A 17,539-nucleotide genomic window follows, 5' to 3' on the forward strand; every position below is an offset into this window, starting at 1 on the left:
CGGGGATCTTGGGGATTGGATCAAGAGCTTGACCCCCTCCTGCCCTCCCCCTGCGAGCAGGGGGAGGAATCTACCCTGCGGCTTCCCGGCAACCTTGTAGAGGTGGTCGCGCTGTGCGTTTGTGCGCTGCGTCGAGCTATCCGGTGGCGAGCCCGGGGGAATTGCATTCAGTGGGTGACCTGCGGGGCGGACTGCGGTAGATTCAACAACATACAGGGGCAAGGTCGAGCCGTTTATGTCATCTCAATTGCAACCGTCGCTTACGGGTCTGTCCGGCATGGCGCGCCGGCTGGTGTCCGAAGGCGTGATGGCGGAGGACGTGGTTCGCAAGGCCATGGCGGACAGCGGGCAGCAAAAGGCTGCGCTGGGTACCTGGTTGCTGGATCACGGTCTGGTCGACAGTGCGGAGCTGACGCGGGTGGCGTCGGTCGAGTTCGGCATGCCGATGATGGACGTGGCCTCGTTGAATCCGACCACGATGCCGCTGGACCTGATCAGCGAGGCCTTGATCACCAAGCACCAGGCGCTGCCGCTGTTCCGTCGCGGCAAGCGGCTTTACGTGGGCATCGCCGACCCGATGCAGTCGCATGCGCTGGACGAGATCAAGTTCCACTCCAACTGCATGGTCGAGCCGATCCTGGTGGAGCGCAACTCGCTGCAGAAGGTGATCGAAAGCCTGCTGAACAACCTGCGCAACACCATGCCTGACATCGGCGGCGGCGACCTCGACGAGCTCGATATCGAGGCTGGTGACGGCGAGAACGAATCGAGCAGCGGCGTCGATGCCACCGGCAACGATGATGCGCCGGTGGTGAAGTTCGTCAACAAGGTGCTGGTCGATGCGATCCGTCGTGGCGCCTCGGACATCCATTTCGAGCCGTTCGAGACGCAGTACCGGGTGCGCGTGCGCATGGACGGCATCCTCAGCACGGTGGCCAACCCGCCGATGAAGATGGCCAACCGCATCTCGTCGCGCATCAAGGTGATGTCTCAGCTGGACATCGCCGAAAAGCGCGTACCGCAGGACGGCCGCATCAAGCTCAACCTGTCCAAGACCCGCGCGGTCGACTTCCGCGTCAGCGTGCTGCCCACGCTGTTCGGCGAGAAGATCGTGATGCGTATCCTGGATGGCTCCTCCGCCAGGATCGGCATCGAGAAGCTGGGCTACGAGCCGAATCAGCAGAAGCTCTACATCGACGCGATCCACAAGCCGTACGGCCTGGTGCTGGTCACCGGCCCCACCGGCTCGGGCAAGACGGTGTCGCTGTACACCGGTCTGAACATGCTCAACACGCCCGAACGCAACATTTCCACCGTGGAAGACCCGGTGGAAATCCGCGTGGAAGGCATCAATCAGGTGCAGCAGAACGTCAAGCGCGGCATGACCTTCGCCAGCGCCCTGCGCTCGTTCCTGCGCCAGGACCCGGACGTGATTATGGTCGGCGAAATCCGCGACCTGGAAACCGCCGAGATCGCGATCAAGGCCGCGCAGACCGGCCACATGGTGCTGTCCACCCTGCACACCAACGACGCGGCGCAGACGGTTTCGCGCCTGATGAACATGGGCATCGCCCCGTACAACATCACCTCGTCGGTCACCCTGATCATCGCCCAGCGCCTGGCGCGGCGCCTGCATGATTGCAAGAAGCCGATGGATCTGCCGCCACAGGTGCTGCTGGCGGCCGGCTTCAGCCAGGCCGATATCGACGAGGGGATGACGATCTACGAGGCCGGCGGTTGCGACGGCTGCAATGACGGCTACAAGGGCCGTGTGGGCATTTACCAGGTGATGCCGATGCTGGAGGAGATCCAGAAGATCATCCTGCAGGGCGGCAACACCATGGAGATCGCGGCGGCGGCCAAGGCCGCCGGGGTGAACGACCTGCGCGCTTCGGCCCTGCTGAAGGTGAAGCAGGGCCTGACCAGCCTGATCGAGATCGACCGCGTGACCAAGGAATAAGCGGCGAACCGCGACCGCCGCCGCACCGAAGTTGCGTCCGGCGCCACGGTTTGGCGGGGCAGAAATGACATAAGCTTCACGAATATCTTGTTTGCCGCCCGCGGGGACGGCGCCGGGACTGGACCACTGGGGGAAGATGCGCATGGCCACGGCTACCGCAACGAATATCGACAAGGCGCGCGCGCTCGGCGCCCAACGTGCCGAAGTCAGCAAGCTGACCACCTACGAATGGGTGGCGCTGGACAAGCGCGGCAAGCGCATGAAGGGAGACATGCCGGCGAAGAACGCCTCGCTGGTGAAGGCCGAACTGCGCCGCCAGGGCATGAACCCGCAGACCGTGCGCGAGCGCTCCAAGCCCCTGTTCGGCTCCTCCGGCAGCACGGTGAAGCCGGGCGACGTGGCCGTCTTCAGTCGCCAGATCGCCACCATGATGGCGTCTGGCGTGCCGATGGTGCAGGCCTTCGACATCATCGCCGATGGCCAGAAGAACGTCCGCTTCAAGAACATCCTGCTGGACGTGAAGCAGAACATCGAGGGCGGCGCGTCCCTGCATGAAGCGCTGGGCCGCTACCCCGTACAGTTCGACGAGCTCTACTGCAACCTGGTCCACGCCGGCGAAGCCTCGGGCGTGCTGGACACCGTGCTGGACACCGTGGCGACCTACAAGGAACGCACCGAGGCGATCAAGAAGAAGATCAAGAAGGCACTGTTCTACCCCATGATGGTGCTGGCCGTGGTGTTCCTGGTCATGCTGATCATGCTGCTGTTCGTGGTGCCGGTGTTCTCCAAGACCTTCCAGGATGCCGGTGCCGACCTGCCCGCGCCGACCCAGGTGCTGGTGAACATGTCGGAGTTCATGCAGAGCTACTGGTGGCTGGTGATCGGCAGCATCATTGGCAGCATCGTGGCGATCGTCTTCGCCAAGAAGCGCTCGCTGAAATTCGCCCACTTCCTGGACCGGCTGTCGCTGAAGTTGCCAGTGATGGGCAATATCGTGCGCAACTCGGCGATCGCCCGCTTCTCGCGCACGCTGGGCGTGACCTTCCGCGCCGGCGTGCCGCTGGTCGAGGCACTGGAGGCCGTCTCCGGCGCCACTGGCAGCATCGTCTATGGCGACGCGGTCAGGCAGATGCGCGACGACATCTCGGTCGGTCATCAGCTGCAGCTGGCGATGAAGCAGACCGGCCTGTTCCCGAACATGGTGGTGCAGATGACCGCCATCGGCGAAGAATCCGGCGCACTGGACAACATGCTGTTCAAGGTGGCCGAGTTCTACGAGGAAGAAGTGGAAAACGCGGTCGACACCCTGTCCACCCTGCTCGAGCCGATCATCATGGTGGTGCTGGGCGGTATCGTGGGCGGCATGGTGGTGGCGCTGTACTTGCCGATCTTCAAGCTCGCCGGTACGGTCTGACCGAAGAGCCCCTCTCCCTTCGGCGACCCTGAGGGAGTCCCCTTGCGGGTGAGTGGGGTTGGGGAGAGGGTACGGTTCAAGCGATGCGCCACAAACCGCCTCTGCCCACCAGAACGTTGACTACCGCAAAGTTGCTGCGCACCGCCAGCACCGACGCCGAACTCAAACTCTGGTATCACCTGCGCGCCAAACGGCTCGCCGGGCTCAAGTTCCGCCGTCAGCACCCCATCCCGCCGTATATCGCCGACTTCTTCTGCGAAGAACTCAGGCTGGTCGTCGAGATCGATGGTTCGCAACACGACGAGGAAACGGACAGCATCCGTACGCGTGCGCTAGAGCGACAAGGCCTCGTGGTGCTGAGATTCTGGGACAATCAGGTTTTGCAGGAAACCGAGGCGGTGCTTGAGGCGATTTTGAACTTCGCTCGGGGCCGTACCCTCTCCCCACCCCCTCTCCCGCAGGGAGAGGGGCCTTAAAAGCAAGGCTGACGCATGCCCGATCTTCCCTTCGTCCTCTGGATTGCCCTGGCTGCCGTGCTCGGCTTGCTGGTGGGCAGCTTTCTCAACGTGGTGATCCTGCGCCTGCCCGAGCGCATGGCCGCGGCCTGGCGCCACGAGGCCCGTGACGTGCTGGAAATCGAGGGCGACGCCGAGCCCATGCCGCCGGGCATCGTGCGCGAGCCGTCGCACTGCCCGCAATGCAAGCATCCGCTGTCGGCGCTGGACAACATTCCGCTGTTCGGCTGGCTGCTGCTGCGCGGACGCTGCCGCTATTGCCAGACGAAGATCTCGATCCAGTATCCGCTGGTGGAACTGCTCAGCGGCATCCTGAGCGCGATGATCGTGTGGAAGTTCGGGCCGACCTGGATGGGGCTGGCCGGGCTGATCTTTACCTGGACCCTGGTTGCCCTGGCCGGCATAGATTTCCGCACCCAACTGCTGCCCGACCAGCTGACCTTGCCGCTGCTGTGGCTGGGCCTGTTGCTGTCGCTGCTGCCGATGTTCGTCAGCGCCCCCAGCGCGATTCTTGCCGCGGCGATCGGCTACCTCAGCCTTTGGAGCGTGTACTGGGGGTTCAAGCTGCTGACCGGCAAGGAAGGCATGGGCTACGGCGACTTCAAGTTGCTGGCGGCCCTGGGCACGTGGATGGGCCCGGTCGCGCTGCTGCCGATCGTGCTGCTGTCCTCGCTGATCGGCGCGCTGGTGGGTGGCAGCCTGATCGCCCTGCGCAAGCATGAGCGTGAGATCCCGATGCCGTTCGGTCCGTTCATCGCCGCCGCCGGCTGGGTCTGGTTCGTGGCCGGCCCGGATCTGCTGGACGGCTACCTGCATCTGACCGGCATGCGATGACCGGACATCGACCGACGCTGGTGATCGGGCTCACCGGTGGCGTCGCCGCCGGCAAGACCGCAGTGACGCGACGCTTCGAGGCGCTGGGCGTGCACGTGCACGACGCCGACGTGGCAGCCCGCGACGTGATCGAACCCGGCACGTCGGGCTTGGCCGAAGTGGTCGCGGCATTCGGGGCCGAGGTGCTGGACGATGCCGGTCGCCTAGATCGCGCCGCCATGCGCCAGCGCGTCTTCGCCGACCCGGGCGCGCGCCGCACGCTGGAGGCCATCATCCATCCGCGCGTGCGGCAGTGGCTGCACGACCGCGCGATGGCCGAAGCGGGCTCCTATTGCCTGCTGGCCATTCCGCTGCTGGTCGAAAACATCGAACACTACCGCTGGATCGATCGCGTGCTGCTGGTCGATGCGCCCGAAGCAACGCAACTTGCCCGCCTGACAGCGCGAGACGGCATCGACGAGGCGCTGGCCCGCCGCATGCTGGCCAATCAGGCCCGGCGCGAAGAACGCCTGGCCATCGCCCACGACGTCATCGACAACAGCGGCGACGAAGCCGCCCTCGACCAGGCAGTTGCCCATCTGCACCAGCGCTATCTGGAGCTGGCACGCCGCGCTTCGTGATGCGGCGCAAAACCGGCGGGCGGTGCCCGCGATCGCTACGTCACGGCCAGAACTCGCGGGTTCCCGCGACGCCCTGACCGCTATGGGTCCGGGCCTGGGCGATGTGCGCTGGCGCCAAGCCGCCCAGGGCGTAGACGGGCAATGCAGCGGCTTCTGCCAGCGTCTGGAAGCAGGTCCAGCCCAAGGGCGGAGTCTGCAGATAGGTGGGCGTGGCGGCGACCGGCGCCAGGGTGGCGAAATCCACACCCAGTTGCTCGGCCCGGGCAAGGTCGGCCGCGTCATGGCAACTGGCGCCGATCAGCTGCGACGGCAGCAGGGGGCGTTCGCCAAGCGCCTCCAGCTCGCGACTGCGCAACTGCACGCCGATACCCAGCAGCCGCGCACCTTCGATGTCACCGTGCAGCAGCAGTTGCGAACCATGGCGCCGGGCCAGTGGCAGCAGGCCGGTGGCCAGTTCGCGCACCATCTCGCGCGGCCACAGCGGCAAGTGTAACTGCACCAGTTGCGGACTGCGTTCGATCGCCTGGCCGATCCGCTCGAACCACGCACCAGCCTGCTCCGGCGGCACGTCGGCCGGGGTGATGGCGTAGCGGGAGGGCAGGCGCAAGGCCTGCAGGATCGCGCGGTCGGCCCGGGTCAGCATGGAGGGGTCAACCTGCTCCGGCGGCAGCCATTGCAGGGCCTGGCCCTCCAGCGATTGCGGTTCGCCTTCCCATTGCGCGGTCTGCCAGGTATCGAGCAACAGCTCGCGGTCGGGATAGTGGCAAGGCACGCGGATCAGCGGCTCGGCCCGCAGCAGGATGACGCCGATCTCCTCGCGCAACTCGCGCGCCAGCGCCTCGAAGGGCGTTTCGCCCGCCTCCAGCTTGCCGCCGGGAAACTCCCACAGGCCCGCCAGGTGCTTGCCCGGCGGTCGCTGCGCCAGCAACACGCGGCCCAGCGCGTCGAGCATGACCGCGGCCATCACGTGCATGACCGGTTTGGGCTCGACCGGCATGGTCGTCAGCTGTTGCGCAGGTACTCGACCATGTCGAAATCGTAGGCATGGTCCGCATCGGCCTTGTGGTGTACGCGCGACACCTCGGTCCATTCGCTGAAATGCACGCCCGGAAAGAATGTGTCGGCGCCATCGACGGCGGCGCTGACCCAGGTGAGATACATGCGGCGCGCGCGCTGCAATGCCTCGCGGAACACCATGCCGCCGCCGATCACCATCAGCCCGGTGTTGTCGCAGCGCGCCTGCGCCTCTTCGATGGAGCGCACGGTGATCTGTCCCGGATACGGCGCCTCGTGGCGGCGGCTGAGCACCAGGTTGACCCGGTCCGGCAACGCGCGGCCGATCGACAACGCCGTGTTGTAACCCATCAACACGTTCTTGCCGGTGGTCAGCTGCTTGAACCAGCGCAGGTCATCGGGCAGGTGCCAGGGCAGCTGTCCCTTGCGGCCGATCGCGAAGTTTTCGTCGAGTGCAGCAATCAGCGAGATGGCCATGGCGAATCCTTGTAAGGCTGGTTCATGGGGGCGACCGGCACCCGGGGAAGATGCCGCCGAATCGCTCTGGATATTAACAGGCCGCGCCAAGGCTGCGACGACATTCCACCCTTCCCGACCGGCCTCGGCAGGCTCCAGCCGCAGGCCTAGACCGCGACCGCGGCCTTGATCGCCGGGTGCGACCGGTAGCCTTCGATGGTGACGTCCTCGTAGCGGAAATCGAAGATCGAGCGCACCGCCGGATCGAGCTTCAGCTGCGGCAACGGCAGCTCGTCGCGGCTCAGCTGCAGCCGCGCCTGTTCCAGATGGTTGTTGTACAGATGGGCGTCACCCAGCGTGTGCACGAAATCACCCACGCCCAGCCCGCAGACCTGGGCCACCATGTGGGTCAACAGCGCATAACTGGCGATGTTGAACGGCACGCCCAGGAAGATGTCGCCCGAGCGCTGGTACAGCTGGCAGCTGAGCTTTCCGTCCGCCACGTAGAACTGGAACATCGTGTGACACGGCAGCAACGCCATCTTCGGCAGCTCCCCCACGTTCCAGGCATTAACGATGAGTCGCCGCGAATCGGGGTTGCGCCCGATCTCGTCGATCACCCAGGCGATCTGGTCGACCACGCCACCGTCGGCGGTACGCCAGGCGCGCCACTGCTCGCCGTAAACCGGACCGAGGTCGCCGTTTTCGTCGGCCCACTCGTCCCAGATCCGCACGCCATGTTCTTTCAGGTAACCGATGTTGGTGTCGCCGCGCAGGAACCAGATCAGCTCGTGCACGATCGACTTCAGGTGCAGCTTCTTGGTGGTGACCAGCGGGAAGCCCCGGTTGAGATCGAAGCGCATCTGCCAGCCGAACACGCTGCGCGTGCCGGTGCCGGTGCGGTCAGTCTTTTCGGTGCCGTGGTCGAGGACGTGGCGAAGCAGGTCGAGGTAAGCGCGCATCCGCCGATTCTAGCCCGAGGGGCATGACAACGGTCACTGCCGCCGCGCGCTGGCACGACATAGACTCGGGCTTTTCCAGCAAGGAGACCGAACATGGCCCAGTGGTTTTTCAGCTACGGCAAGAACACCGACCGGATCGGCCCGCTCGATGACGCCGCGGCGCGGGAACAGGCCCGGCGACAACCCGACGGCTATTGCTGGAGCGAAGGCTTCACCGAATGGAAGCCGATCCGCAGCGTGGCCGAGCTGGGCGGCACGCCGCTGGCGCCACCGCCGATGCCGGCGTCGATGGGCGGCGGCCGCGCCGACGAGATCGACTACCGCATCGTCGGCACCGACATGCAGTTCGTCGAGATCGAGCTGGACCCGGGCGAAAGCGCGATCGCCGAGGCCGGTGCGCTGATGTACAAGGAAGCCGCCGTGCAGATGGACACCGTGTTCGGCGACGGCTCCAGCGGCGGCCAGAGCGGCGGCGGGCTGATGGACAAGCTGATGTCCGCCGGCAAGCGGGTGATCACCGGCGAAAGCCTGTTCACCACCGTGTTCACGCACAACGGCCAAGGCAAGGCGAAGGTCGCGTTCGCCGCGCCCTACCCCGGCACGGTGATGGCGATGAAGCTGTCCGACCATGGCGGCCGGCTGATCTGCCAGAAGGATGCGTTCCTGGCCGGCGCCCGCGGCGTGCAGCTGGGCATCTTCTTCCAGCGCAAGATCCTGACCGGCCTGTTCGGCGGCGAGGGCTTCATCATGCAGAAGCTCGAAGGCGACGGCTGGGTGTTCGTGCACGCCGGCGGCACCGTGGTGCAGCGCGAGCTGAAGGCCGGCGAACGGCTCGACGTGGATACCGGTTGCGTGGTCGCCTTCCACGACACGGTGAACATGGACGTCAAGCCGGTCGGCGGCATCAAGAGCATGCTGTTCGGCGGCGAAGGCGTGTTCCTCGCCACGCTCACCGGACCGGGCACGGTGTGGCTGCAGTCGCTGCCGTTCTCGCGCATGGCCGGCCGCATGCTGGCCGCGGCGCCGCAGGGCGGTGACCAGCGTCGCGGCGAGGGATCGATCCTCGGCGGGTTGGGCGACATCCTGGGTGGCGACCGGAATTTCTGAATACCGCGAACCGCAAGGCGGGCGCCAGCTACGGCTCCTGATTTGGCGAAGTCGTGAAGGGCGGCCTGCAAAACCGGCAGCGCTGCGAGCGCCCGGCGCAGCGACGCAGGCCGCGCCGCCCGAGCACGCGGCGGCGATTCCCGGTGGGCACGCTGCGTCAGCCGGGGATGCCGCAAGTACCGGTCACCGTTGTCGCGGGGTTACACTTGTATAGTTCGACGCTGCCGGGGGGCTGGCTGGCGTACGAACTGACGGGCTGTCCCCGGACAGACCCATCGGGGTTCGCCGGAACGTCCGGCCGGACCGCATCGCCGGGACCAAGGGGAGTTCATCATGTCCATCGTTGTGCGCCGTTTGCTGGCGCTCGCTTTCGCGTTCGTTTCATTCGCTGCGCTTGCCGCTCCGGCGACGCTGCTGCCGATCCAGGACTTCGTTCGCCGTGGCGAGCTGAGCAACCCCAGTCTTTCGCCAGACGGCCAGTTGCTGGCAGTCGCCGTGCGCAGCACCGACGACGATGGCAACAACCGGTATCAACTGGCGGTGCTGCACTTGCCTGACCTCAAGCCGCTGAGCCGCCTCGACATGGCCAGGCGCAACGTGCCGGGCAAGGTGGTGTGGGTCAGCAACACCCGCCTGGTGGTGGCGCTGGCGTACGAATCCGCCTGGCTGGACGTGCCGCAGATGACCGGCGAGCTGGTGGCGCTCGACTACGACGGCAGCCACAAGACCACGCTTTACAGCCTCGGCGCTCGCGGCAAATCCATCCATTCGCAGGACATGCCCCGCGGTTCGGCTTCGATTGCCGGCATGCCGGAACCACGCAACGGACACCTCTACGTCAACTTGCGGCCGATGCCCACCGGCAGCTTCACCATGTACGACACCCACAGCAGCCTGGTCTATGACGTCGATTCGAGCAGTGGCCGGGCCGAGTTGATGGGCAAGATCGACAAGGGCGACATGAATTTCGTCATGCACGATGGCATCGCCCGTTTTGCCTATGGCTCACCTGACGCGGGTAGCACCATCGTCACGTATACGCGTGACGACAAGGACCAGCCGTGGCGGCAAATGCCTGCCAGCATCACCGGCAAGGCGCTGATCCCTCAGCGCATCAGCTCTGATGGCAAACTGCTGTGGTCGGTCTACAGCGCCAGCGGCGGCCCCGAAGCACTGGTCGCCAGCAAGCTCGACGGCAGCGATCGCGAGGTGCTCGCCAGCGACAGTTTTTCCGCGGTGGGCGACGTTCTGTGGGCTCCGCATGACGGCGCGCCATATGCGGTGGCGCTGGGCACGGGTCGGCCCCACTTCAGTTATCTGGATGAAAGCCCGCTGGCGCAGGTGCACAAGGCGCTCAGCGACAAGTTTCCCGATGAAGTCATCGACATCGCCGGGCGCAGCGATGACGGCATGATCCTGCTGATCCACGCCTACAGCGATCGTGACCCGGGCACCTACGCGCTGTTCGATCGCCACAGCATGAACCTGCGGCCGCTGTTCCAGGTCGAGCCGTGGATCAAGCCGGCGCAGATGGCCGAACGCAAGCCGATCCGCTTCAAGGCCAGTGACGGGATGGAACTGGACGGCTATCTCACGCTGCCCACGGATGGCGCGAAGACCCACCCGCTGGTGCTGCTGCCCCATGGCGGTCCGATCGGCGTCGCCGACGGATGGACCTACGATCCTGACGCACAGTTTCTGGCCAGCCGCGGCTACCTGGTGCTGCAGGTCAATTACCGGGGTTCGGCCGGTCGCGGCATGACGTTCCAGCATGACGGCTACAAGCACTTCGGCGATCGCATCCAGCACGACCTGATCGATGGCGTGCACTGGGCGATCGACCAGGGTTATGCGGACAAGGCGCGCATCTGCGTCTATGGCGGCAGCTTCGGTGGCTACTCGTCGCTGATGACGCCGATCCTCGCACCCGGCTTGTTCAAATGCGCAATCGACTACGCCGGCGTGTCGGACTGGACCATCGGCATGGACCACAGCGACACCAGCCACTTCGCGGCCGGCCAGACGTATTTCGCCGAGGCGATCGGCGACAAGGACGCCGCCCGCGCAATCTCGCCGCTGTATCAGCTGGACAAGTTCGACGTCCCCGTGCTGATCGCCCATGGCGAGGCCGACCCGCGCGTACCCTTCCGCAACGCCACCGCCCTGCGCTCGGCACTGGACAAGGCGGACAAGCCCTACGTCTGGCTCAGCAAGCCGAAGGAAGGCCACGGCTTCTACAGCGAGAAGGATCGCCTGGACCTGTACCAGCACATGCAGGACTTCCTGGGCAAATACCTGGGCGGCTGATGCCAGCCCCGCTGGACAGGGCGGGTGCCACCCGCCGCTTTCAGCCCGGAGTCCGATCCGGCCGAAGCGGCGGCGATGCCCGTTCTACTGGACGGAAGCCAGCGGCAGCGTCGGCGCCCGGCGCGACATCGCGATCAGCACCAACCCGACGGCGATCAGCGGGAGCGATTGCATCTGCCCCATCGTCACCCACGAGGTGCCGAACAGGTAGCCCAGTTGCGCGTCGGGCACGCGCACGAATTCCACCGCGAAACGGAAGCAGCCGTACAGCAGCGCGAACAGGCCCGACACCAGGTAGCGCGGCCGCGGCTTCAGCGAGACCAGCCACAACACCACGAACATCACCAGGCCCTCCAGCAGCATCTCGTACAACTGCGAGGGATGCCGCGGCAGCCGGTCGGGCGCCTGGGGGAAGATCATCGCCCACGACACGTCGCTCGGCTTGCCCCACAGCTCGCCATTGATGAAGTTGCCCAGCCGACCCAGCCCCAGCCCGATCGGCACCAGCGGCGCCACGAAATCGATGGTGTCGAAGAAATGCAGCTTCTGCCGCCGCGACCACCACCAGCCCGCCGCCAGCACGCCGAGCAGGCCTCCGTGGAAGCTCATCCCGCCGTCCCACACCTTGAACAGGGTCAGCGGTGCGGTCCAGATCCAGTCGATGTCGGCATAGAACAGCATGTACCAGATGCGCCCGCCCGCGATCACGCCGAGCATGCCGTAGAACAGCAGGTCCCCCAGCGCATCGCGGGTGACCGGCAGGCGCCCGCGCCGGCGCCGATATTCGCCCAGCACAGCCACGAAAAAGAAGCCCAGCAGATACATCAGGCCGTACCAGTGCACCTGCACCGGGCCGAGATGGAACGCGACGGGATTGATATCGACGATGTAGGGCTGGGACATGGGGGACGCGCAGCGGGCAAAGACAGAGTGTAACTTGCGGGATGCCGGCACGAGACAACCGGCATGCTCTTTGTGAACGCCACCAGTAGAGTTAGTATCCGAAGGCGTGTTCCCGGGGAGGCGTCACGCGAACATGGGATTGCGTTTGCATCCGTCCGGTCCGTCATGCTCCAGGCGATCGGCGTTTCCAGGCAGGAGCTAGTCAGGGGGAAAATCGATGTCTTACCGTGTTGCGCGGAACGTGCTGTCCGCAGCTGTGCTGTTGTTTCCGATTGCCGTCATGGCGGCCGACAGGATTCCCGTATCGGAGTTCGCCCGGAGTTCGGAGTTGACCATGCCGCGGCTCTCCCCGGACGGGCAACACCTTGCCGTGAACGTCAATGATCCTGACGGGGTATCGCATGCGCTGGCCGTCTACAAGGTGGACGACATGAAGCAGCCCATAAGCATGCTGCGCCTGCCGAAATACGAAATGGCTGCTGATATCACTTGGGTCAGCAACACCCGCCTGGTGATCGACAAGGGCCAGCAATACGGCTCCCTCGACGCGCCCCAACTGACTGGCGAAGTCATCGCCACCGACCTCGACGGAACGCACCAGGACTACTTGTACGGTTCACGGGGGAAATTCGGCAAGCGCGCATCGACTCGTGGCATCGACCGTGGCTGGGGCTTCGTCGACGGGTTGCCAACGCCGACCAATGGCCACTTCTACCTGCGCGAACAGGGCTGGGACGACAACAACCGCAGCACCCTCTACGATGTGGATGCCGGCAAGAACGCGCGTCATCTGATCGGCGAGATCAATGTACGCGGCATGGACTTCATGGTCGGCGCCGACGGCAAGGCGCATTACGCCTACGGCCGCAACGACGATTACGATTATGTCGTCTACCACCAGCAGGACGGCAATTGGGCAAAGCTCGGTGCGGCCCAGATCGGCGGAAGCTTCTCGCCGATCTTCTTCACTCCCGATCAGAAACGGGTATACGCCCAGTACAACGCCGGCGGTGGTCCGACGGCGCTGGTCGAACAGGATGAAAACGGCGCCAACCGCAAAGTCCTGGCAAGCGATGCGTTCAGCAGCATCGGCAGCATCCAGTGGACGGCCTTGCCGTACCGGCCCTTTGCAACGTCTCCCGCCACCGGCATGCCCATCGTCAGCTATATCGACCCGAACCTGCCGATGGCCAAGCTCCATCGGGCACTCAGCCAGAAATTCCCGGGCCAGGTGCGCTTCATCGATTTCAGTGACGACGGCGGCAAGCTGCTGTTCTACGTGAGCAGCGATCGCGACCCGGGAACCTATTACCTGATCGACACGCACGGCTACAAGGTGCTCAAGCTGTTTTCCGTCGCACCGTGGATCGACCCGACCAAGATGGCCGAACGCCGGCCGGTTCGTTTCAAGGCCAGCGACGGCATGGAACTGGAGGCCATCCTTACCCTGCCCAGAGGTGCTGCGGAGGCCAATCTGCCGATGGTGCTGTTGCCACATGGCGGACCGATCGGCGTGCAGGACGACTGGTACTACGACAGCGAGGCGCAATTCCTCGCCAGTCGCGGCTATCTGGTGTTGCAGGTCAACTTCCGCGGTTCTTCCGGCCGGGGCGCGGCATTCAAGGAAGCTGGCTATCTGAATTGGGGTACGCGTATCCAGCAGGACCTGATTGATGGCGTCAAATGGACCGTGTCGGAGAATTACGCCGACCCCAAGCGCATCTGCGTTTTCGGCGGAAGTTTTGGCGGCTACTCGGCCATGATGACCACGATCAGGGCGCCGGGCATGTTCAAGTGCGCCGTCGGCTATTCCGGCATCTATGACCTGAAGATGATGTACAAGAAGGGGGACATCAAGGAACGCAAATCCGGCCGCAGCTATCTCAACACCGTCATTGGCCGAAACGATGCCGAGCTTGATGCCAACTCTCCCGACAAGCTGGCAGACAAGATCAACGTGCCCGTCATGCTGGTTCACGGTGAAGACGACCAGCGCGCACCGTTCGCACAGGCGAAGGCCATGAGGGCGGCACTGGATGCGGCTCACAAGCCTTACGAATGGCTGAGCAAGCCAGGTGAAGGGCACGGCTTCTACGATCAGCAGAACGTCATCGAGTTCTACAACAAGCTGCAGGCATTCCTCGAGAAGAATATCGGACCAGGCGTGCCGGCCGCTCCGTAACCGTTTTCCGGAACTGGAAGTCCCGGGCGAAAGCAACAAAAATTCGCCCGGGATGTTCGCAGGTCGCGCCAGCCAAGCCCAGGCCCACCTTCCGACCTTCGATAGCCAGCCCCATGGCGCCGCCTCATCTGCGACGCCCCGTGACGAGAACCTTGGCAATCGGTCCCGAAGTCATCGCGTCATGTCGACGCGAAAGGGCGCAGGCCGCCCGGCGTCAGAGCAATACCGGCCGGTTGGGCAACTCGTCGGGCCGGGACCCGTCATTCCCTGGAAAATGACGTTTCAGCAGCTCGCCCGCCGCAGCGATACCGGCCAGGCTGCCCGCACGCCACTCGCCACCGGCATAGCACTGGCGCATGCGCGCGCAGATCGCGCTCCACGCTTCGGCCGGGACCTTCGCCGCGATGCCGCGATCGGCGACGACCTCGATGCGATGCTCGGCCATCAGCACGTAGAGCAGCACGCCGGAATTGTGTTCGGTGTCCCATACACGCAGTTGCGTGAACAGCTGCCGCGCGCGGGTCGGCGCGTCGAGCCCGCCCAGCACGTCCGCCGGCGCCAGCCGCGACTCGACCGCAAAACGGATCTCGCCCAGATGGGTGCGTTCGCCCGCCGCGATCGCCGCGGCCATCTCGTCCAGCAAGGCTGGCGAAAAGCGGCGCGACAGGCGAAACCAGTCGCCGAACAGATTCACCCACAGCCGTCGCATGCGCTCCATCACCAGCTCCCCGAAGAACCGCCGCCGCCGAAGCTGCCGCCGCCACCGCTGAAGCCGCCGCCGCCAAAACCGCCACCGGAGCGTCCCCCGCCCCAGCCTCCGCCGCCACCAAGGCCGCCCCAACCGCCACCGCCGATCGAACGGCCGGCGCCGGCGGGTAGCAGCATCAGGACGCCACCGATCAGCGCGCCGATCAGGCCGGCACCCATCGAGATCAGCAGCCATAGCAGGCCGCCGATCGCCAGCGCACCCAGCGACGCACGCAGCCATGCCGGCGCGCGTCCGAAGATCCCGCGCAGGAACAGTGCCGCGAACACGGCGATCATCAAGCCGGTCTGCAGGTCGAGGCCGCCATGTTCGCCCGCGGGCGAACCGCGGACCGGCGGCGGCAGCGGTTCGCCGTCGATCAGCTGGGTCAGCGCACCGACCGCGTCGCTGATGCCGCCGAAATAATCGTTGCCGCGGAATTTCGGCGCGATGTATTCGCGGATGATCCGCGCCGTGGCCGCGTCCGGGATCGCGCCCTCGAGGCCGTAGCCCACTTCGATGCGCACGCTGCGATCGTTCTTGGCGATCAGCAGCAACACGCCGTCATCGGTGCCCTTGCGGCCGATCCCGTTGGCCTCGGCCACGGCCAGCGAGTAGCCCTCGATGTCCTGGTCGCCGGTGCTGCCGACCATCAGCACCACCAGTTGGGCGCCCTTGGCTTTCTCCAGCGCCTCCAGCTGCGCGTCGAGCTGGTCGACCTGCCCGGCGGTCAGCGTGCCGGTGAGGTCGGTGACATGCCGCGCCAGTTTCGGCACGGCATCCGCCGCGTACAGCCCGGTCTGCAGCAGCAGGAGCAGCGCCAGCAGCCAGTGGCGCGACCGGCGCCCGGCCGTCATCAGTGCGTCGCCGCTGGCGCCGGTGCAGTGGTGCCGAAGTCGACCTTCGGTGCCGTGGAGATGGCCTGTTCGTTCTGCACGCTGAAGTTCGGCTTCACCTGGTAGCCGAAGATCTTCGCGGTCATGTTGTTGGGAAAGGTGCGGATCATGCTGTTGTATTCCTGCACCGACTGCACGTAGCGGTTGCGTGCCACGGCAACCCGGTTCTCAGTGCCTTCCAGCTGCGCCTGCAGGTTCTGGAACAGGCCGTCGGCCTTCAGCTCCGGGTAGTTCTCGCTGACCACCATCAGCCGCGACAGCGCATTGCCCAGCTCGCCCTGGGCGGCCTGGAACTGCTGCAGCTTCTGCGGATCGTTGAGCGAGTCGGCGTTGACCTGCAGGCTGCCCACCTTGGCACGGGCCTCGGTCACCTCGACGAAGACCTTCTCCTCGTGCTGGGCATAGCCCTTGACCGTGTTGACCAGGTTCGGCACCAGGTCGGCACGCCGCTGGTACTGATTGAGCACTTTGGACCAGGCGGCCTTGACCGCCTCATCCTGCTTCTGGATGGCGTTGTAACCGCAGCCCGACAGCATGACGGCCAGCAGCAGCACGAGGAGCATGCGCAGGGATTTCATGAAATCGCTCCAGCTCGAAAGAAGGCCCATTGCAGCATCCATCGCCGTCGTGACGCAATTGTTCCGCGCGCAGGGCCCGTCCCGGGCAGGGCGAAGCATGGTCGCGCGGGCGTTTGTCGGGCATGTTCGTTGATATCGACGCCAAACGGGAGCAGCATCCGTACTGTCAAACCGGCAGGCATCGCCGGGCTTGGCATTCTTACGGAACGAGAATTTCAAGGAGATCGCCATGAAGCACCTCTCTCTGCGCTGCATCTGCGCTGTTCTTTGCACTCTGGCCGCGTCGGCGGCATCTGCGGCAGGTCAACCCTCCTCCGCTCCCTTGCGCGATACACAGTCGCAAGCCGTGCTGGCAGCGATGAGCAACAGCTCCACTTGGGGCCACCCCGACGAATTCGGTGAATTCAACGGCATGCAGCGTTACGCGGCGGGTGACTTCAAGGCGGCGATGAAGTATTTCCTGATTGGCGCGCGCTACGCCGACAAGTTGTCCCAGCTCAGCATCGGTCTGATGTATCTCAACGGCCAGGGCGTGCAAAAGGACCCGGTTGCCGCCTTCGCCTGGATCGCCATGGCCGCCGAGCGCAAGTATCCCCAGTTCCTCGCCACCCGCGATGGTGTATGGGCTCGGCTCGATGCATCCCAGCGCGAGCAAGCCAAGGCATTGCTGGAAAAGCTGTATCCGGAATATGGCGACGCCACCGCGAAGCCGCGGATGGCCAAGATGCTGCGCTGGAACCGCACCCAGCTGACGGGTTCATATCTGGGCTTCGGCGCCGACTCGGTCACCAGCATGACGACCACGCAATTCTTCGGCCAGGCCAAGGGATACGGCGGGTATCCGGATTGCGGCGCCGCGACCATCGGTGGAGCAACCGCGAGCGGCTGCGGCAATCTCTACGCTTCCTGGCGCTGGGATCCGAAGCAGTATTTCGAGAACCGCGATCGTGAGTGGACCGGCCAGGTGACTGTCGGCGCACTGCAGGGCGTCAACCCTTCGGGGCTGCCGGTGAAGCACGCTGACAGACGGAAAGATATCCAGTAAT

At 65.1% G+C, this 17,539-nt stretch carries 16 protein-coding genes; 9 read left to right on the forward strand and 7 right to left on the reverse strand.

Features of this window, described 5'->3' with window-relative positions:
* The first annotated feature begins 235 nt into the window (after window positions 1-235).
* The 5 genes from pilB to coaE all read left to right on the forward strand — a co-directional run bounded on the left by pilB (window position 236) and on the right by coaE (window position 5,343).
* Entirely contained in the window at window positions 236-1,960 is a 1,725-nt protein-coding gene (pilB, locus tag AC3A56_RS03560) for a type IV-A pilus assembly ATPase PilB (protein WP_487769354.1), read from the forward strand.
* 142 nt (window positions 1,961-2,102) lie between these two features.
* On the forward strand, window positions 2,103-3,374 hold the full coding sequence (locus tag AC3A56_RS03565) for a type II secretion system F family protein (RefSeq protein ID WP_487769355.1): 1,272 nt from the start codon (window positions 2,103-2,105) through the stop codon (window positions 3,372-3,374).
* An 83-nt stretch (window positions 3,375-3,457) separates the two neighbouring features.
* The gene (locus AC3A56_RS03570; protein ID WP_487769356.1) at window positions 3,458-3,850 is read left to right on the forward strand and encodes an endonuclease domain-containing protein; all 393 of its coding nucleotides are present in this window, start codon (window positions 3,458-3,460) and stop codon (window positions 3,848-3,850) included.
* Window positions 3,851-3,865: 15 nt separating this feature from the next.
* Window positions 3,866-4,723 carry a prepilin peptidase gene (locus tag AC3A56_RS03575; protein WP_487769357.1) on the forward strand — a complete coding sequence of 286 codons (858 nt, stop codon included), beginning with the start codon at window positions 3,866-3,868 and terminating at the stop codon, window positions 4,721-4,723.
* Complete coding sequence (gene coaE, locus AC3A56_RS03580; RefSeq protein ID WP_487769358.1) at window positions 4,720-5,343, forward strand: dephospho-CoA kinase; 624 nt, start codon at window positions 4,720-4,722, stop codon at window positions 5,341-5,343. The genes AC3A56_RS03575 and coaE overlap by 4 nt, the downstream gene beginning before the upstream one ends.
* Window positions 5,344-5,383: 40 nt before the next feature.
* Here coaE and AC3A56_RS03585 read toward each other — a convergent pair whose 3' ends face one another.
* From AC3A56_RS03585 to AC3A56_RS03595, 3 genes are all read right to left on the reverse strand, one after another.
* Complete coding sequence (locus AC3A56_RS03585) at window positions 5,384-6,340, reverse strand: Nudix family hydrolase (RefSeq protein WP_487769359.1); 957 nt, start codon at window positions 6,338-6,340, stop codon at window positions 5,384-5,386.
* A gap of 5 nt (window positions 6,341-6,345) precedes the next feature.
* Window positions 6,346-6,834 (reverse strand): dihydrofolate reductase, encoded by a 489-nt coding sequence (locus tag AC3A56_RS03590; RefSeq protein ID WP_056717857.1) that lies wholly within the window; start codon window positions 6,832-6,834, stop codon window positions 6,346-6,348.
* Between the two features lie 146 nt (window positions 6,835-6,980).
* Window positions 6,981-7,775 (reverse strand): thymidylate synthase, encoded by a 795-nt coding sequence (locus AC3A56_RS03595; protein ID WP_487769360.1) that lies wholly within the window; start codon window positions 7,773-7,775, stop codon window positions 6,981-6,983.
* A 93-nt stretch (window positions 7,776-7,868) separates the two neighbouring features.
* Between AC3A56_RS03595 and AC3A56_RS03600 the strand changes: the two genes are divergently transcribed.
* Both AC3A56_RS03600 and AC3A56_RS03605 read left to right on the forward strand, forming a co-directional pair.
* Window positions 7,869-8,882, forward strand: a complete 1,014-nt coding sequence (locus AC3A56_RS03600; protein WP_487769361.1) for a TIGR00266 family protein — start codon at window positions 7,869-7,871, stop codon at window positions 8,880-8,882.
* A gap of 333 nt (window positions 8,883-9,215) precedes the next feature.
* Window positions 9,216-11,189, forward strand: coding sequence for an alpha/beta hydrolase family protein (locus AC3A56_RS03605; RefSeq protein ID WP_487769362.1), 1,974 nt, complete (start codon window positions 9,216-9,218; stop codon window positions 11,187-11,189).
* 84 nt (window positions 11,190-11,273) lie between these two features.
* Here the strand turns inward: AC3A56_RS03605 and lgt are convergent, their stop codons facing one another.
* The gene (gene lgt, locus AC3A56_RS03610) at window positions 11,274-12,092 is read right to left on the reverse strand and encodes a prolipoprotein diacylglyceryl transferase (protein WP_487769363.1); all 819 of its coding nucleotides are present in this window, start codon (window positions 12,090-12,092) and stop codon (window positions 11,274-11,276) included.
* 217 nt (window positions 12,093-12,309) lie between these two features.
* On the opposite strand from lgt, the gene AC3A56_RS03615 reads away from it, so the two are divergent.
* Entirely contained in the window at window positions 12,310-14,274 is a 1,965-nt protein-coding gene (locus AC3A56_RS03615) for an alpha/beta hydrolase family protein (protein ID WP_487769364.1), read from the forward strand.
* Window positions 14,275-14,488: 214 nt separating this feature from the next.
* On the opposite strand, the gene AC3A56_RS03620 is transcribed toward AC3A56_RS03615, so the two are convergent.
* The 3 genes from AC3A56_RS03620 to AC3A56_RS03630 are packed head-to-tail and all read right to left on the reverse strand — an operon-like array spanning window position 14,489 to window position 16,493.
* A complete protein-coding gene (locus AC3A56_RS03620; protein WP_487769365.1) occupies window positions 14,489-14,992 on the reverse strand; it encodes a TPM domain-containing protein in 504 nt (167 codons plus the stop codon).
* Entirely contained in the window at window positions 14,992-15,876 is an 885-nt protein-coding gene (locus AC3A56_RS03625) for a TPM domain-containing protein (RefSeq protein WP_487769366.1), read from the reverse strand. The genes AC3A56_RS03620 and AC3A56_RS03625 overlap by 1 nt, the downstream gene beginning before the upstream one ends.
* On the reverse strand, window positions 15,876-16,493 hold the full coding sequence (locus tag AC3A56_RS03630) for a LemA family protein (protein ID WP_487769367.1): 618 nt from the start codon (window positions 16,491-16,493) through the stop codon (window positions 15,876-15,878). The genes AC3A56_RS03625 and AC3A56_RS03630 overlap by 1 nt, the downstream gene beginning before the upstream one ends.
* Window positions 16,494-16,722: 229 nt before the next feature.
* On the opposite strand from AC3A56_RS03630, the gene AC3A56_RS03635 reads away from it, so the two are divergent.
* Window positions 16,723-17,538, forward strand: a complete 816-nt coding sequence (locus tag AC3A56_RS03635) for a sel1 repeat family protein (protein ID WP_487769368.1) — start codon at window positions 16,723-16,725, stop codon at window positions 17,536-17,538.
* The last annotated feature ends 1 nt before the right edge of the window (window position 17,539 follow it).

It is taken from the genome of Rhodanobacter sp. Soil_C_14, from assembly GCF_057657335.1.

Coding starts and splice junctions, on each gene's coding strand:
- AC3A56_RS03565 (WP_487769355.1), top strand. CDS start 2,103: ATGGCCACGGCTACCGCAACGAATATCGACAAGGCGCGCGCGCTCGGC.
- AC3A56_RS03575 (WP_487769357.1), top strand. CDS start 3,866: ATGCCCGATCTTCCCTTCGTCCTCTGGATTGCCCTGGCTGCCGTGCTC.
- AC3A56_RS03605 (WP_487769362.1), top strand. CDS start 9,216: ATGTCCATCGTTGTGCGCCGTTTGCTGGCGCTCGCTTTCGCGTTCGTT.
- lgt (WP_487769363.1), bottom strand. CDS start 12,092: ATGTCCCAGCCCTACATCGTCGATATCAATCCCGTCGCGTTCCATCTC.
- AC3A56_RS03570 (WP_487769356.1), top strand. CDS start 3,458: ATGCGCCACAAACCGCCTCTGCCCACCAGAACGTTGACTACCGCAAAG.
- AC3A56_RS03625 (WP_487769366.1), bottom strand. CDS start 15,876: ATGACGGCCGGGCGCCGGTCGCGCCACTGGCTGCTGGCGCTGCTCCTG.
- pilB (WP_487769354.1), top strand. CDS start 236: ATGTCATCTCAATTGCAACCGTCGCTTACGGGTCTGTCCGGCATGGCG.
- AC3A56_RS03635 (WP_487769368.1), top strand. CDS start 16,723: ATGAAGCACCTCTCTCTGCGCTGCATCTGCGCTGTTCTTTGCACTCTG.
- AC3A56_RS03585 (WP_487769359.1), bottom strand. CDS start 6,340: ATGCCGGTCGAGCCCAAACCGGTCATGCACGTGATGGCCGCGGTCATG.
- AC3A56_RS03620 (WP_487769365.1), bottom strand. CDS start 14,992: ATGGAGCGCATGCGACGGCTGTGGGTGAATCTGTTCGGCGACTGGTTT.
- coaE (WP_487769358.1), top strand. CDS start 4,720: ATGACCGGACATCGACCGACGCTGGTGATCGGGCTCACCGGTGGCGTC.
- AC3A56_RS03600 (WP_487769361.1), top strand. CDS start 7,869: ATGGCCCAGTGGTTTTTCAGCTACGGCAAGAACACCGACCGGATCGGC.
- AC3A56_RS03615 (WP_487769364.1), top strand. CDS start 12,310: ATGTCTTACCGTGTTGCGCGGAACGTGCTGTCCGCAGCTGTGCTGTTG.
- AC3A56_RS03595 (WP_487769360.1), bottom strand. CDS start 7,775: ATGCGCGCTTACCTCGACCTGCTTCGCCACGTCCTCGACCACGGCACC.
- AC3A56_RS03630 (WP_487769367.1), bottom strand. CDS start 16,493: ATGAAATCCCTGCGCATGCTCCTCGTGCTGCTGCTGGCCGTCATGCTG.
- AC3A56_RS03590 (WP_056717857.1), bottom strand. CDS start 6,834: ATGGCCATCTCGCTGATTGCTGCACTCGACGAAAACTTCGCGATCGGC.